We start from the raw sequence: 14827 nt of genomic DNA on the forward strand, positions 1-14827 counted from the left end.
GGGTGTTTTTTTTGTGGTGCGGGGGGTGTGCCTGGTCAACCTGGCCTTAAGCGATTTCTTGGGCGCGGTGGCCCCCCTCGGCGGTTTCATGTTCGGCTATGACAGCGGCGTCATCAACGGCACGCAGGACGGCCTTGAGCATGCGTTCAACCTGTCGAAGCTGGGCACCGGCTTCAACGTCGGCGCGATCCTGATCGGCTGTTCGATCGGCGCTTTCGCGGCGGGCCGCCTGTCCGACCGGCTCGGCCGGCGCGGGGTGATGCGGATCTCGGCCATCCTGTTCTTCATCAGCGCGCTGCTGGCGGGCGCGGCTCCCGGATCGGAGCTGTTCGTGCTCGCGCGCCTGCTCGGCGGTTTCGGCGTCGGCGCGGCGTCGGTCCTGTCGCCCGTCTACATCTCCGAAGTGACGCCGGCGAGCATTCGCGGGCGGCTGTCCTCGATCCAGCAGATCATGATCATCACCGGCCTGACCGGTGCCTTCATCGCCAACTACGTCCTGGCGCAGGCGGCCGGCGGCTCGCAGGCGATCCTGTGGGGCGGCTATCCGGCATGGCGCTGGATGTTCTGGATGCAGTCGATCCCGGCCCTGGTCTACTTCCTCGCGCTGCTGCTGATCCCGGAAAGCCCGCGCTTCCTGGTCGTGCGCGGCCGCGAGGCCGAGGCGCATGCCGTCCTGACCAAGCTGTTCGGGGCCGAGGCCGCCACCGCGAAGGTCGCCGAGATCCGCTCCACGCTCGCGTCCGACAATCATCGGCCCAAGCTCAGCGACCTGAAGGACAAGACCACCGGCAAGGTTCGTCCGATCGTCTGGGCGGGCATGATGCTCGCGGTGTTCCAGCAGTTCGTCGGCATCAACATCGTGTTCTATTATGGCGCGGTGCTGTGGCAGGCGGTCGGCTTCAGCGAAAATGACGCGCTGCTCACCAACATCATCTCGGGCGTCGTCTCGATCGGCGCGTGCATCCTGACGGTGCTGCTGGTGGACAAGATCGGGCGCAAGCCGCTGCTGCTGATCGGCTCGGCTGGCATGACGGTCACGCTCGGCCTGATGGCCTATGCCTTCTCGCAGGGGGTGTTCGACGCCGCCGGCGCGCTGCAGCTCCCCGGCGGGCTCGGCCGCGTCGCCTTCATCAGCGCGCTCGGCTATTCGGCACTGTTCAATCTCAGCTGGGGCCCGATCATGTGGGTCATGCTGGGTGAGATGTTCCCCAACCAGATCCGCGGTTCGGCGCTGGCCGTCTGCGGCTTCGCGCAGTGGATGGCGAACTTCCTCATCTCGGTCAGCTTCCCGTGGCTGCTCGTCAATGTCGGGCTGGCGCCGACTTACAGCTTTTACGCGCTCTCGGCCTTCATCTCCTTCTTCCTGGTGAAGAAGCTGCTGAACGAGACGCGCGGCCGCGAGCTGGAGCAGATGGAAGGCTGATCCTAGCTTCCTAGCCCCAAGAAAGAGGCCCGCCGCTCCATCGAGCGGCGGGCCTTTTCCTTATCGGCCGCGTCGAAGCGGCTGTGGCGATCAGTGATTGTGACGCGGGGTCCGATTAGCGACGCCGCGATATTTCAGCGCGAACTCGAGCACCGCGCCCTCGTGCATCTGCCCGACCTTCTCGCGATACAGCTCCTCCCAGGGTGTGTTGCTCGGTGGGACGGGCGGCATTGCTTCCGTGGCCCTGCGCCGCGCGATCTCCGCCTCGTCGACCAGCGCATTGCAGGTGCCGGCGTTCAGGTCGATCCGGATGACGTCGCCCGTATGAAGCCATGACAGCCCGCCGCCCGCCGCGCTCTCCGGCGAGGCGTTGAGGATCGAGGGGCTGTCCGACGTGCCCGACTGGCGCCCGTCGCCGAGCGTCGGCAGCCACATCACGCCCCGCTGGATCAGCGCGTCGGGCGGCTGCATGTTGACCACCTCGGCCGATCCCGGCCAGCCGAGCGGCCCGGCGCCGCGCATCACCAGAATGCAATTCTCGTCGATGCCGAGCGCGGGATCGTTGATGCGATGGTGGTAATCGTCCGCGCCGTCGAACACGATCGCGCGCGCCTCGAACGCGCCTTCGGAGCCCGGCCTGCTGAGGTAGCGGGCACGAAATTCGGCCGAGATCACGCTGGTCTTCATGATCGCATGGTCGAACAGGTTGCCGGACAGGACGAGGAAGCCGGCCCTCTCCTGCAGCGGTTCGGCGAACGGCCGGATCACCTCGCGATCGCGCGTCTCGCGGCCGGACAGGTTCTCGGCGACGCTCCGCCCGGTGACGGTGGCGCAGGTGCCGTGGAGCTTGCCGGCTTCGAGCAATTCCCACAGCAGGGCGGGAACGCCGCCCGCGCGGTGGAAACGCTCGCCTAGATATTTCCCGGCCGGCTGCATGTTGAGCAGCAGCGGCAGGTCATAGCCGTGCGCCATCCAGTCGGCGGGCGACAGGTCGACGCCGGCATGGCGTGCCATGGCCATGATATGCGGTTCGGCGTTGGACGATCCGCCCGCCGCGCTGACGAAAGCGATCGCGTTGAGGAAGCTCTCGCGCGTCAGGATCTTGGACGGCCGCAGGTCTTCATAGGCCATCTCCACGATCCGCTGGCCGGTGCGGTAGGCCATCTGCCCCCGCTCGCGATAGGGCGCAGGGATGGCGGCGCAGCCGGGCAGGGACAGGCCGAGCGCCTCCGCCACGCCGTTCATGGTCGATGCGGTGCCCATCGTGTTGCAATGGCCCGCCGACGGCGCGCTGTCGGTCGCGCGCTTGAGGAATTCCTCCTCGTCGATCTCGCCCGCCGCCAGCTTGCGGCGCGAGCGCCAGATGACGGTGCCCGATCCGACCAGATCACCCTCGTGCCAGCCGTCGAGCATCGGCCCGCCCGAAAGCACGATCGCGGGAATGTCGACGGTCGAGGCGGCCATGATCTGCGACGGCGTGGTCTTGTCGCAGCCGGTGGTCAGCACCACCGCGTCGATCGGATAGCCGTAGAGGATCTCGACCAGCCCGAGATAGAGCAGGTTGCGGTCGAGCGCGGCGGTCGGGCGGCGGCAATTTTCGAAGATCGGATGGACCGGGAACTCCATCGGGATGCCGCCCGCGTCGCGGATGCCGGCGGCGGTGCGCTTCGCCAGCTCGACATGGTTGCGGTTGCATGGGCTGAGGTCGCTTCCGGACTGGGCGATGCCGATGATCGGCTTGCCCGAGCGCAGTTCCTCGGGCGTGACACCGTAATTCATGAAGCGCTCCAGATAGAGCGCGACCATGTCGCTGCGGGCCGGATCGGCGAACCAGTCGCGCGAGCGGAAGGGGCGGGCGGGTTGGCGGGTCACGAGGCTCTCCGGAAAGGATGGGAGCGCTACAATCCGGCCGCGCCGTGCTGTCAAGCCGAGGTGGCAGGCCTACGGCGCGGGGGCGCGTCGGATTGCCGGCGGACCAGCGTGAAATCGAGCAGCAGGTGCCGTGCCGCCGGGCGCACGGGATCGCGCCGCGCGCGGATCTCGCTCATCAACAGCTCGACTGCCGCACGCGACATGTCGCGGATCGGCTGGCGGATCGTGGTCAGTTCCGGCCAGATCGTGGTGGCGAGCGGGATGTCGTCAAACCCGCAGACCGTGATGTCGCCCGGCACGTCCAGCCCATGGCGGTGCGCGGCCGCCACCGTCGCCGCTGCCATGTCGTCATTGCTGGAGAAGATGGCGGTCGGCCGGTCGACGAGCGAGAGCAGCCGTTCGGCGGCGTCAAGGCCCGAGCGATAGGTGAACAGGCCGGGCGCGATCAGCGCCGGATCGACGGCGATGCCCGCTTCATCCAGCGCGCGCTCATACCCTTCCTGCCGACGTGCACTCGCGCTCTGGTTCGGATTGCCGACGATGAAGCCAATGCGGCGATGGCCCATGTCGATCAGATGGCGGGTCATCGCATGCGCCGCCTCCGCATCATCGATGTGGACAGCCAGCACGCCGGCGGGCGGCCGGCCGCTCGCCACGACCACGAGCGGAATGTCGGCGGCGCGCAGCGCATCGATCAGTCCGGCGGAATCGCACAGCGGCGGGGGCAGCACCACGCCGTGCACGCCGCTTTGCAGGACGTGGTCGATCGCCTCCTTTTCCTCGTCACCCAGCTCGCACTTCTCGATGATGAGCTGGGCATGGCCGGCGGCGATGCCATCGAGCCCGCCCATCAGAAATTCACTGAGATAGGCTGCGCTGGGGTTGCTGTAGAGCAATGCGATGCGACCCTCCTGCCCCCCGGCCAGGCTGCGCGCAGCTTTGTTGGGCGCGTAGCCGAGACGCTTGATCGCCTGGTTGACCGCCTCGCGCGTCGTATCGCGCACATTGGCCTCACCATTGATGACGCGCGACACCGTCATGGGCGAAACGCCCGCCGCTTCGGCGACGTCCGTGATCGTCGGCACCGTGCGCGCCCCTCGGCTCCTCTGGCTCACCCGCAGCGCCCTTCATCCCCCCGGCCGACCATGTCGGTTCCGTAATCTACCTGACCAAAAAAGCCGGAGCGGGCAAGTCATGACCGGTGTCAGCCGTTCCCGGGCGGGAAGGGGAAGGTGAGACTCCTGTAATAATCCAGCGTATGCGCCGGCGGCGGCACGCCGTCGGGCAGGGGCCGCTTCGACATGGTCTGGAAATAGAGGAGGCAGGCGTCACGCCACCATTCGGCCTCCTTGCGCTGGATCGCCAGGAAATCCTTGGTCTTTTCGAAGCGTTCCGCATCGATACGGGGCTGCAACGCTTCCCAATCGCCTTGCAGGCGGATCACCTGATCTACGCCCGCCTGATAACGAAACGCCATTTCGTCCCACAGGATCCGGCCGGACTTCATGCGATAGTCCCATGGAAGATGGTGGAACCACAGCAGCACATTGTCGGGCGTGGTGCGGGGATCGCTCCATAGCCGGGCGAGCGGGCGAGCATATTGGGCGACCGCGTCGCTTCCCTTGGCCGTCCGATCGAACCCGATCCCGCCGGCATCGGCGCGATGATAATAAACCGGGTTCCATTCGGGCCGGGCAAGCTCGCTGACCCACGGCGCCGGTCCATAATGGTGTCCTGTCCCCATGATGTGGGCCAGGCCGAGCGGTGTCATGTAATTCACCACCGCCTCACGCGATCCCATCATCATCGCCACCGTCGGCTCCACCACGGTCGGGTCTGGGGCGAATGTCATTGCCGCCCATTCCGTTGCGATCGTCTTGGGCGACAGGTCCGGGTCCCATGCCAGCCGGCCGAAAGCGTACCAATCAGCCTGGTTGAAGGTAGAGCCCGACCAGTCGCGATCGGTGCCGATATTCGCGACCCCGGCGATGCCGGACAGCCTGTGGCCATCGGCCTCGCCCGCGATCACGCGCGCGACCGTTGTGCCCTTGCCGTGCATATGCGTGTCGGCGTCGAGCACTTCCTTGAACAGCGGGCCGAGGTAGGAAAGGTGCGTCGCCTGCCCGAGATATTCCTTCGTGATCTGGAATTCGACGATCAGCGGCGTCTTCGGCATGGCGCCGAACACCGGGTGGAACGGCTCGCGCGGCTGGAAATCGAGCGGGCCGTTCTTGACCTGGACGAGCACATTGTCGGCGAACTTGCCGTCGAGCGGCTTGAACTCATCATAGGCCTGCTTGGCGCGGTCGACCGGATTGTCCTCGGCATAGACGAAGGCGCGGTACATCACGATCCCGCCATGCGGCGCGACCGCCTGCGCCAGGACATTGGCGCCATCGGCATGGCTACGATGATAATCGCGCGGGCCGGGCTGCCCCTCGCTGTTGGCTTTGACCAGGAAGCCGCCGAAATCGGGGATCGCCCGATAGATCTCGTCCGCCTTGGCGCGCCACCAGGCGGCGACGGCGGGATCGAGCGGGTCGGCGGTCTTGAGGCCGCCCAGCTCCATCGGCGCCGTGAAACGCGCCGACAGGTAGACCCTGATCCCCCAGGGGCGGAACACGTCCGCCAGCGCCGCCGCCTTTGCGATATAACGCGCCGTCAGGCTGTCCGACTTCGCATTGACGTTGTTGAGGACCGTGCCGTTGATCCCGATCGATGCGTTGGCGCGGGCATAATCGGTATAACGCGGATCGCGGAAATCGGGCAGCTTCCACCAGTCCCACAGCGACTGGCCGGCATAACCGCGCTCGACATGCCCATTGAGATCGTCCCAATGGTTGAGCACGCGCAGCTTCGGCCGGGGGGCGGAAGATTTGTCGAGCGCGTCGAGCGGCGCACCTATCTGAACGAGGCGGAGCAGCGCGAAACTGCCGTAAAGCGCGCCCGCCGGGCCGTTGGCGGCGACGATCGTCGCGGGCCTGCCGTCGATCCGCGTCGTCCGGATCAGATAGCCTTCCGTGCCCAGACGCGCGAGCGGCAGTTTCAGCGCGGCGATGCGCGGGTCGGCCGGGGTGCCGATCAGGACCATCCCCCCGGCGCGCTCGCTTCCCAGCAGCCCATCGAGGCCGCGGCGCAGTTCGCCCGCGGCGCTGGCCAGCCGTGGATCCGTCTCGCCCACCACGATCTCGCGCCCCAGCGCCGCCGCCGCCGGGCCGGCGAGCGACGCGGGAAGCGGATCGTAGCGCAGCCAGAGCCGGTAACCGTCCTCCGCCCGGGCCGACGCCGCTCCAAGCAGCAGGAGAAGAGCGAGCAGGGCGCGGATCATCGACAAAATCATTCCTCTCGTGGCCGCCGGTACGTGGCCGACGATGGTCTCGATTGACTGCGGTTCGGCACCTACACCATGGGTATGACACGATGAAAGGCACGCTTTGTCCGGCGTTGCCCGCGCCGCGCGGATGTGCCTAGAAAAAGCGTAAAGCCCTTGAGTTCGGGAGAGCATCTTGCCCAGAATTACGTCCGCCCGCGTCATCGTCACCTGCCCGGGGCGTAATTTCGTGACGCTGAAGATCGAGACGGACGAGGGCGTCTATGGGTTGGGCGATGCGACGCTCAACGGCCGCGAGAAAGCGGTGGTGGCCTATCTCGAAGACCATGTCGTCCCCTGCCTGATCGGTCGCGACGCGCACCGGATCGAGGATATCTGGCAATATCTCTACAAGGGCGCCTACTGGCGGCGCGGGCCGGTGACGATGACTGCGATCGCGGCGGTCGACATGGCGCTGTGGGACATCAAGGGCAAGGTCGCCGGGCTGCCGCTCTACCAGCTGCTCGGCGGGGCGAGCCGCGAGGGCGTGATGGTCTATGGCCACGCCAACGGCAAGAACATCGAAGAGACGGTCGACAACGCGCTCCGCTACCAGGAGGAGGGCTACAAGGCGATCCGCATCCAGTCGGGCGTGCCCGGCCTCGCCTCGACCTATGGGGTCAGCAAGGACCGCTATTTCTACGAGCCGGCCGACGCCGATCTGCCGACCGAGAACGTCTGGTCGACGAGCAAATATATGCGCTCGGTCCCGCCCTTGTTCGACAAGGCGCGCGAGGCGCTCGGCTGGGACGTGCACCTGCTGCACGACATCCACCACCGCCTGACGCCGATCGAGGCGGGGCGGCTGGGCAAGGATCTCGAGCCCTATCGCCCCTTCTGGCTGGAGGATGCGACGCCGGCCGAAAATCAGGAGGCGTTCCGCCTGATCCGCCAGCACACCACCGCCCCGCTCGCGGTGGGCGAGGTGTTCAGCTCGATCTGGGATGCCAAGGACCTGATCGAGAACCAGTTGATCGACTATATCCGCGCAACCGTGGTCCATGCCGGCGGCATCACCCATTTGCGCCGCATCGCCGCGCTGGCCGACCTCTATCAGGTCAGGACCGGCTGCCATGGCGCGACCGACCTGTCCCCCGTCTGCATGGCGGCGGCGCTCCACTTCGATCTGTCGGTGCCCAATTTTGGTGTGCAGGAATATATGCGCCACACGCCCGAGACCGACGCGGTCTTCCCCCATGCCTACACGTTCGAAAATGGGCTGATGCATCCGGGTGACAAGCCCGGCCTCGGCGTCGATCTCGACGAGGCGCTGGCCGCCCAATATCCGTACAAGCGCGCCTTCCTGCCGGTGAACCGGCTGGAGGATGGCACGCTGTTCATCTGGTAGAAGCATGGCGCCCGTGCACGCGGGCGCCCATCATCGTGAGCGGCGTGCGACAATCCCGCAGGCTGCTCCGGTTTCAGCGGGCCACAATCGCCTGCCCGGCATGAGGGAAGATCGATGACCGACGCCACCGCCGTCCCAAAGCCGCCGCGCGGACGCGTTCGCTGGGTAATCTGTGCCCTGCTCTTCCTCGCGGTCGTGCTCAGCTACATCGACCGCCTCGTGCTCGGCGTGCTCAAGCCGCAACTCGAACAGCTCTATGGCTGGACGAATTCAGGCTACGGGGATGTCACGGGCTATTTCCAGGTCGTCTACGGCATCGGGTTCCTCTTCTTCGGCTGGCTGATCGACCGGGTCGGTCCGCGTATCGGCTATCTCCTGTCGATGTCGATGTGGACCATCGGCCATTTCGCGCAGACGCTGGTGACCAGCACGACCGGTTTCGCGATCGCGCGTATCCCGCTCGCGCTGGGCGAGGCGGGCACCTATCCGTCCGCGCTCGCGGCGGCGTCGCAATGGTTCCCCAAGAAGGAGCGCGCGCTGGCGATCGGCATCTTCAACGCCGGGGCCAATGTCGGCGCGATCGTCACGCCGCTGCTGGTGTCGTTCATCGTCGCCGGGCTGCTGCTCGACTGGCGCTGGGCGTTCATCGTCACCGGCCTGTTCAACCTGGTCTGGATCGCGGCGTGGTGGATCTTCTACCGCCAGCCTGCTGATCATCCGCGTCTTTCCGCCGAGGAACGCGCCTTCATCGAGGCGGAACCGGCGGAGGATGTCGGGCGCGCCGGCTTCGCTCAGGTTCTGCGCCACCGCCAGACCTGGGCCTATATGGCGGGCCGCTTCCTCATCGATCCAGTGTGGTGGACATTCCTGTTCTGGCTGCCCGGCTTCTTCAGCGAGCGCTACGGCTACGACCTCAAGAATTTCGGCCCGCCGCTGGTGGCAATCTACATCCTTGCCGATGTCGGTGCGATCGTGGGCGGATGGTATTCGTCGCACCTGCTGAAGCGGGGCGTGGATACCGGCCGGGCGCGCAAGCGGGCAATGTTCTTCTGCGCGCTGTTCGCGGTGCCGGTAATGTTCGCGGCGGAGGCGAGCAATATCTGGCTGGCGGTGCTGCTGATCGGCATGGCCTGCGCGGCGCACCAGGGCTTTTCGACCAACCTGTTCGCGACTCCCGGCGATCTGTTCCCGCGTTATGCGCAGGGGACGCTGATCGGGCTGGGCGGGTTTGCTGGGGCGGCCGGGGGCTTCATCGCCGCCAAGTCGCTGGGGGCGCTGCTCGACGCGGTGGGTAGCTACGGTCCGTTCTTCGTCGCGTGTGGCTTCGCCTATCTGCTGGCGCTCCTGGTCGTCCATCTGCTCAATCCGCGATATGTACCGGTGACCGACCTCGCCGTCCGGCCGCGCTGACATGGCGAAGCTCGCGCTTCATCCCGATCGCTTGTTTCCCGCGGACGATCGGGTCCGTGCTATCGCGCGCGCTCTGTATCAGCCGATCAAGGACCTGCCGATCGTCAGCCCGCACGGCCACACCGATCCGGCCTGGTTCGCCTATGACCAGCCCTTTGCGAACCCGGCCGAACTGCTGATCATCCCCGACCATTATGTCTTCCGGATGCTCTATTCGCAGGGCGTAAGGCTCGAGCAGCTCGGCCTGTCGACCCGCGACGGCAGCCCGACCGAGCGCGATCCGCGCGCCATCTGGAAGCTGCTGGCAGATCGTTATTATTTGCTGCGCGGTACGCCTTCGCGCGCGTGGCTCGACTGGGTGTTCGCGGAGGTGTTCGGGCTCGATGTCCTGCTCGAATCCTCGACCGCCGATTTGTATTACGAGACGATCGACGCGGCGCTGAAGACCCCCGCCTTTCGCCCGCGCGCGCTGTTCGAGCGTTACGGGATCGAGGTGATCGCGACCACCGAAAGCCCGCTCGATCCGCTCGTTCATCACAAGGCGATCCGCGACAGCGGCTGGGCCGGCCGGGTCGTCACCGCCTACCGCCCCGATCCGGTGCTGGATCCGGAGCATGACGGCTTCGCCGACAATCTCCAGCGCTTCGGCGAGGTTGCCGGCGAGGACGTCTCGACCTGGGCCGGGTATCTGCGCGCGCACGAAAATCGCCGCGCCTTCTTCCGCGAGGCGGGTGCGACCTCGACCGACCACGGTCATCCGACCGCCTTCACCGCCGACCTGTCCAGGGCCGATGCGGAGGCGCTCTATGCCAGGGTCCTGGCCGGCCCTGTCACGGCCGAGGAGGCCGAACTGTTTCGGGGCCAGATGCTGACCGAGATGGCGCGCATGTCGATCGAGGACGGGATGGTCATGCAGCTCCACCCCGGCGTCTTCCGCAACCACAATGCATCGGTGTTCGCGCGGTTCGGACGCGACAAGGGCGCGGACATCCCCGTCCAGACCGAATATGTCCGCGCGCTGAAACCCCTCCTCGACCGTTTCGGCAACGACACGCGCCTCAGCCTGATCCTCTTCACGCTCGATGAGGACAGTTACAGCCGCGAACTCGCGCCGCTCGCGGGGCATTATCCGGTGCTGCGGCTCGGCCCGCCCTGGTGGTTCCACGACAGCCCCGAGGGCATGCGCCGTTTCCGCGAGCGCGCGACCGAAACGGGGGGATTCTACAACACGGTCGGCTTCAACGACGACACGCGTGCCTTCCTCTCCATCCCGGCGCGGCACGATGTCGCGCGGCGGATGGACTGTGCCTTTCTCGCGCGGCTGGTGGCCGAACACCGCCTGCCCGAGGACGAGGCGCACGAGGTCGCACGCGCACTGACCTATGATCTGGTCAAGGCGGCGTACAAGCTGTGACCCGGCTGAACGAGGGCAGCGCACGGGCACTGCCGCCAACGGTCCGGCGCTTCACCTATGATCGCGCGGCGGTACGCACGGGCATCGTCCACCTCGGCACGGGCGCGTTCCACCGCGCGCATCAGGCGACCTATTACGAAGCCACGCTTGAGAGTGGCGACCTGCGCTGGGGCGTGCTGGGCGCTTCGCTCCGTTCAGCGTCGGTGCGCGACCAGATGGTGCCGCAGGACGGCCTGTATTCGTTGGTCGTGCGCGACGGCGAGGACGAACGGATCCAGCTCGTCGGCGCGATCCGCGACGTGCTCGTCGCGCCGGAGGATCCTACGCGGCTAGTGGCGGCGATGGCCGCGTCGGACACGCACCTTGTCACGCTGACCGTGACCGAGAAGGGCTATAAGCTCGATCCCGCGACGGGCGCGTTGATCGAAAGCGATGCGGACCTTGCCGCCGACCTCGCCTCGCTCGATCGGCCGCGCACCGCGCCGGGCTTGATCGTCGCGGCGCTCGCCGCCCGCCGCGCGGCGGGCCTCGCGCCGTTCACCGCGATCTCGTGCGACAACCTGCCGCATAACGGCACGCGCCTCCGCGCGGCGGCATTGGCGCTCGCGGGCCGGCATGATCCGGACCTCGCCAAATGGATCGAGGGCGAAGGTGCATTCCCCGAGACGATGGTTGACCGGATCGTGCCCGCGACCGAGGCCGAGGACATCGCCGCATTGACCGCGAAGATCGGGGTCGAGGATCGCGCGATGGTCAAGACCGAGCCCTTCACGCAATGGGTGGTGCAGGACTGGTTCGCGGGCGAGCGGCCGGACCTTGCGGCGCACGGCGTCCAGCTGACCACCGCCGTCGCGCCGTGGGAGGAGGCGAAGCTGCGCCTGCTCAACGGCGCGCACTCGGGCCTCGCTTACCTCGGCGCGCTGGCCGGAATCGAGTTCGTCCATCAATTCGTCGCATTCGACGGGGGGCGCGGCTTCGTCGAGGCATTGTGGGATCAGGCCGAGGCGACGCTCACGCCGCCGGCCGAGCTCGACGTGGCGGCTTATCGGGCGCAGCTGATGGCGCGCTTCACCAACTCGGCGCTCCGCCACCGCACCCTGCAGATCGCGATGGATGGATCGCAGAAACTCCCGCAGCGCCTGCTGCACGGCATCGGGCAGCGGCTGGAGCGGGGCGAGGATGTCGGGGTGATGGCGCTGGCCGTCGCGGCTTGGATGCGCTGGCAGGACGGGCGTGACGACGCCGGCATGGCGCATGTCGTCGACGATCCGCTCGCCGCGCGCACCGCCGCAGTGGCGCGCCTGCCCACCGCCGAAGCGGTGCGCGGGCTGATGGCGATCGATGCGATCTTCCCGCCCGCGCTTGCAGCGCATGACGGATTCACCGCATCACTGGCGCGGTCGCTCGAAGATCTCCGCCAGAAGGGGGCAAGAGCCGTGATGGAGGAGAGGTTCGGAACATGGGGTTCTTCCAGGCGAAGCTGACCGGGCGGCGCAGCATGTTTGCGCTGTTCGCTATAGCCGCGCTGGCGCAGCCCGCGAGCGCCAAATGGGTTGCGGCGTGGGGTTCGGCGCAGCAACTGGTCGAGCCCGGCAATGAGGCACCCGCCGCCGCCTTTACCGGTGCCACCTTGCGGCAGGTCGTACGCATCACGCTGGCTGGGCAGGCGGTGCGCATCCGTTTTTCCAATGCGTTCGGCAGCGAGCCGCTGACGATCGACGGGGCGCATGTCGCACGCGCGGTGGCGGCGGGAAGCGCGCGAATCGTGGCCGGCAGCGACCGGGCGCTGACTTTCGACCGGCGACCGTCGGTAACCATCCCGGCGGGTGCGGACTATCTGTCCGATCCCGTGGCGCTGGATGTTGCGGCCTTGTCGAGCGTGGCGGTGTCGGTGATGCTGGCGGCGGCGCCGAAGCAGCAGACGGGGCACCCCGGATCGCGGACGCGCTCCTTCTACCAGCCCGGCGACCAGCTCGCCGCAACCGACATGTCCGCCGCGCGGCCGATCGAACATTGGTATCTGCTGAGCGGCGTCGAGGTCGACGCGTCCCCGCGCGCGGCGGCAATCATAACGCTGGGCGATTCGATCACCGATGGCCGGGGATCGACCACCGACGGCAACGATCGCTGGCCAGACCTGCTGGCAGACCGGTTGCAGGATAGCCCGAAGACCCGAGCGCTGAGCGTGGTCAATGTGGGGATCGGCGGCAATCGCCTCCTTCTGGACGGGATCGGCCCGAACGCGCTCGCGCGGTTCGACCGCGACGTGCTCGCTCGCCCCGGCGTCAAGGCGGTGATCGTCCTGGAAGGCGTAAACGATCTCGGCACGCTGACCCGCGAACGGGCGGCCACGCGGGACGAACATCGCGCTTTGATCGGGCGGATGATCGCGGGCTATCGCCAGATCATTGCCCGCGCACATGCACATGGGGTTCGCGTGATCGGGGTGACCATCATGCCTTACATGGGGATGGACTATTACCATCCGGATGCCGCGAATGAGGCCGATCGTCAGGCGGTCAACGCCTGGATCCGGACAAGCGGGGCGTTCGACGCGGTCGCCGATCTGGACGCCGCGACGCGTGATCCGGCGCGGCCCGACCGGCTGCTGCCGGCCTATGATAGCGGCGACCACATCCATCCCTCGCCCGCCGGCTTCAAGGCGATGGCGGCGGCGATCGACCTGAAGGCGCTGTTCCGATGATGCGCTGGTTCCTTGCGGCTGCGGTGGTGATTGCTGCCCCGGTCCAGGCGCGCGAAATCGCGCTTACCTTTGACGATCTGCCCGCCCATTCCGCATTGCCGCCCGGGGTCACTCGGATGGACGTGGCGCGCGATATCCTCACGGTGCTGAAGGCGGCGCGCGTGCCGCAGGTCTATGGCTTCATCAACGGCTTCCAACTCGGCAAGGAGCCAGGCACCGATCACGTGCTGCGCACCTGGGGCAAGACGGGCTATCCGCTTGGCAATCATGGCTGGTCGCACCTTTCCCTGTCCAAGCTGGATGAGGCGGCGTTCGAGCAGGAGGTGGCTCGCAACGAGCCGGTGTTGAAAGCGCTATCGGGTAGACGTGACTGGCGCTGGTTCCGTTTTCCGTTCCTCGACGAGGCGGCGGATGACCCGGCGAAGCGCGCGGCCTCGCGGGCCTATCTGGCGCGCGCCGGATACCGCATCGCCGCCGTCACCGCGAGCTTCGGCGACTGGGCGTTCAACGAACCCTATGCCCGCTGCGTGGCCAAAGGTGATACCGGCGCGGTGGCCGAGATGGAGCAGGCCTATCTCGACGCGGCCGAGGCGAGCATCCGCCTGTCGGCAGGACGCCGCGATGCGGCGGGCGAGACCCCGCCGGACATTCTGCTGATGCATCTCGGCGCATTCGATGCACGAATGATGCCCCGCCTGCTCACGCTCTATCGCCGGCACGGTTTCAGCTTCGTCTCGCTCGACCAGGCGGCCCGGCACCCCGCCAATGCTGGCCTGGTCGACCCAAAGGGTGCGCCGGTCGCGCAGCCGCCGCTCGGCGATGCCGTATCGAACGCGCTGCTCGACCGCATCGGACGCCTTTGCCGCTGAGTTGAGGGATGCCTTGGCGGAGCGACCCAGGCTTGCCCGGCCGGCACCTTTGGCCTATGGGCTACCCCATCGTTCCGCTTGAACGTGACGCATCGGCGAGCACCGGGAGGGTGAGCGCCAAGCCGGCCGACGAGTTTTCGTCCGCCGGCTCGCTTTGCGTTGGAGCGGATGTGACGAGGATTTTGGGCCTATGTTCGACAGTCTGAGCGACCGGCTTGGCGCCGCCTTCGACCGCCTGCGCGGCCGTGGTGCGCTGACCGAAGCCGACGTGCGCGGCGCGATGCGCGAGGTGCGGATCGCGCTGCTCGAGGCCGACGTCGCGTTGCCGGTGGTGCGCGACTTCGTCGACAAGGCGACCGAGGCGGCGATCGGTCAGAACGTGCTGCGCTCGATCGCGCCGGGCCAGCAGGTCGTCAA

11 protein-coding genes are annotated in these 14827 nt (G+C 67.2%); 8 read left to right on the plus strand and 3 right to left on the minus strand.

Features of this window, described 5'->3' with window-relative positions; genetic code table 11:
- Positions 1-13 precede the first annotated feature (13 nt).
- Positions 14-1423, plus strand: coding sequence for a sugar porter family MFS transporter (locus tag ACOJSF_RS01485; protein WP_420140480.1), 1410 nt, complete (start codon positions 14-16; stop codon positions 1421-1423).
- Between the two features lie 90 nt (positions 1424-1513).
- Here ACOJSF_RS01485 and ACOJSF_RS01490 read toward each other — a convergent pair whose 3' ends face one another.
- The 3 genes from ACOJSF_RS01490 to ACOJSF_RS01500 form a co-directional block, all read right to left on the minus strand.
- Positions 1514-3295, minus strand: a complete 1782-nt coding sequence (locus ACOJSF_RS01490; RefSeq protein WP_420140470.1) for an IlvD/Edd family dehydratase — start codon at positions 3293-3295, stop codon at positions 1514-1516.
- Between the two features lie 50 nt (positions 3296-3345).
- A complete protein-coding gene (locus ACOJSF_RS01495) occupies positions 3346-4380 on the minus strand; it encodes a LacI family DNA-binding transcriptional regulator (RefSeq protein ID WP_420140471.1) in 1035 nt (344 codons plus the stop codon).
- 119 nt (positions 4381-4499) lie between these two features.
- Positions 4500-6623, minus strand: a complete 2124-nt coding sequence (locus tag ACOJSF_RS01500) for an alpha-glucuronidase family glycosyl hydrolase (protein WP_420140472.1) — start codon at positions 6621-6623, stop codon at positions 4500-4502.
- 178 nt (positions 6624-6801) lie between these two features.
- On the opposite strand from ACOJSF_RS01500, the gene manD reads away from it, so the two are divergent.
- From manD to ACOJSF_RS01535, 7 genes are all read left to right on the plus strand, one after another.
- Entirely contained in the window at positions 6802-8013 is a 1212-nt protein-coding gene (manD, locus tag ACOJSF_RS01505) for a D-mannonate dehydratase ManD (RefSeq protein WP_420140473.1), read from the plus strand.
- A gap of 114 nt (positions 8014-8127) precedes the next feature.
- The gene (locus ACOJSF_RS01510) at positions 8128-9423 is read left to right on the plus strand and encodes an MFS transporter (protein ID WP_420140474.1); all 1296 of its coding nucleotides are present in this window, start codon (positions 8128-8130) and stop codon (positions 9421-9423) included.
- Position 9424: 1 nt separating this feature from the next.
- On the plus strand, positions 9425-10837 hold the full coding sequence (uxaC, locus tag ACOJSF_RS01515; protein ID WP_420140475.1) for a glucuronate isomerase: 1413 nt from the start codon (positions 9425-9427) through the stop codon (positions 10835-10837).
- Complete coding sequence (locus ACOJSF_RS01520) at positions 10834-12321, plus strand: mannitol dehydrogenase family protein (protein ID WP_420140476.1); 1488 nt, start codon at positions 10834-10836, stop codon at positions 12319-12321. Before uxaC ends, ACOJSF_RS01520 begins: the two co-directional genes overlap by 4 nt.
- Positions 12297-13541: an SGNH/GDSL hydrolase family protein gene (locus tag ACOJSF_RS01525; RefSeq protein WP_420140477.1), complete on the plus strand. Its 1245-nt coding sequence runs from the start codon at positions 12297-12299 to the stop codon at positions 13539-13541. Before ACOJSF_RS01520 ends, ACOJSF_RS01525 begins: the two co-directional genes overlap by 25 nt.
- Complete coding sequence (locus ACOJSF_RS01530) at positions 13538-14410, plus strand: polysaccharide deacetylase family protein (RefSeq protein ID WP_420140478.1); 873 nt, start codon at positions 13538-13540, stop codon at positions 14408-14410. The genes ACOJSF_RS01525 and ACOJSF_RS01530 overlap by 4 nt, the downstream gene beginning before the upstream one ends.
- 190 nt (positions 14411-14600) lie before the next feature.
- Positions 14601-14827, plus strand: a 227-nt coding sequence (locus tag ACOJSF_RS01535; protein ID WP_420140479.1) for a signal recognition particle receptor subunit alpha, incomplete at its 3' end; no start/stop codon positions are given.

The organism is Sphingomonas sp. (assembly GCF_048594985.1).
Taxonomy (GTDB): Bacteria; Pseudomonadota; Alphaproteobacteria; order Sphingomonadales; family Sphingomonadaceae; genus Sphingomonas_I.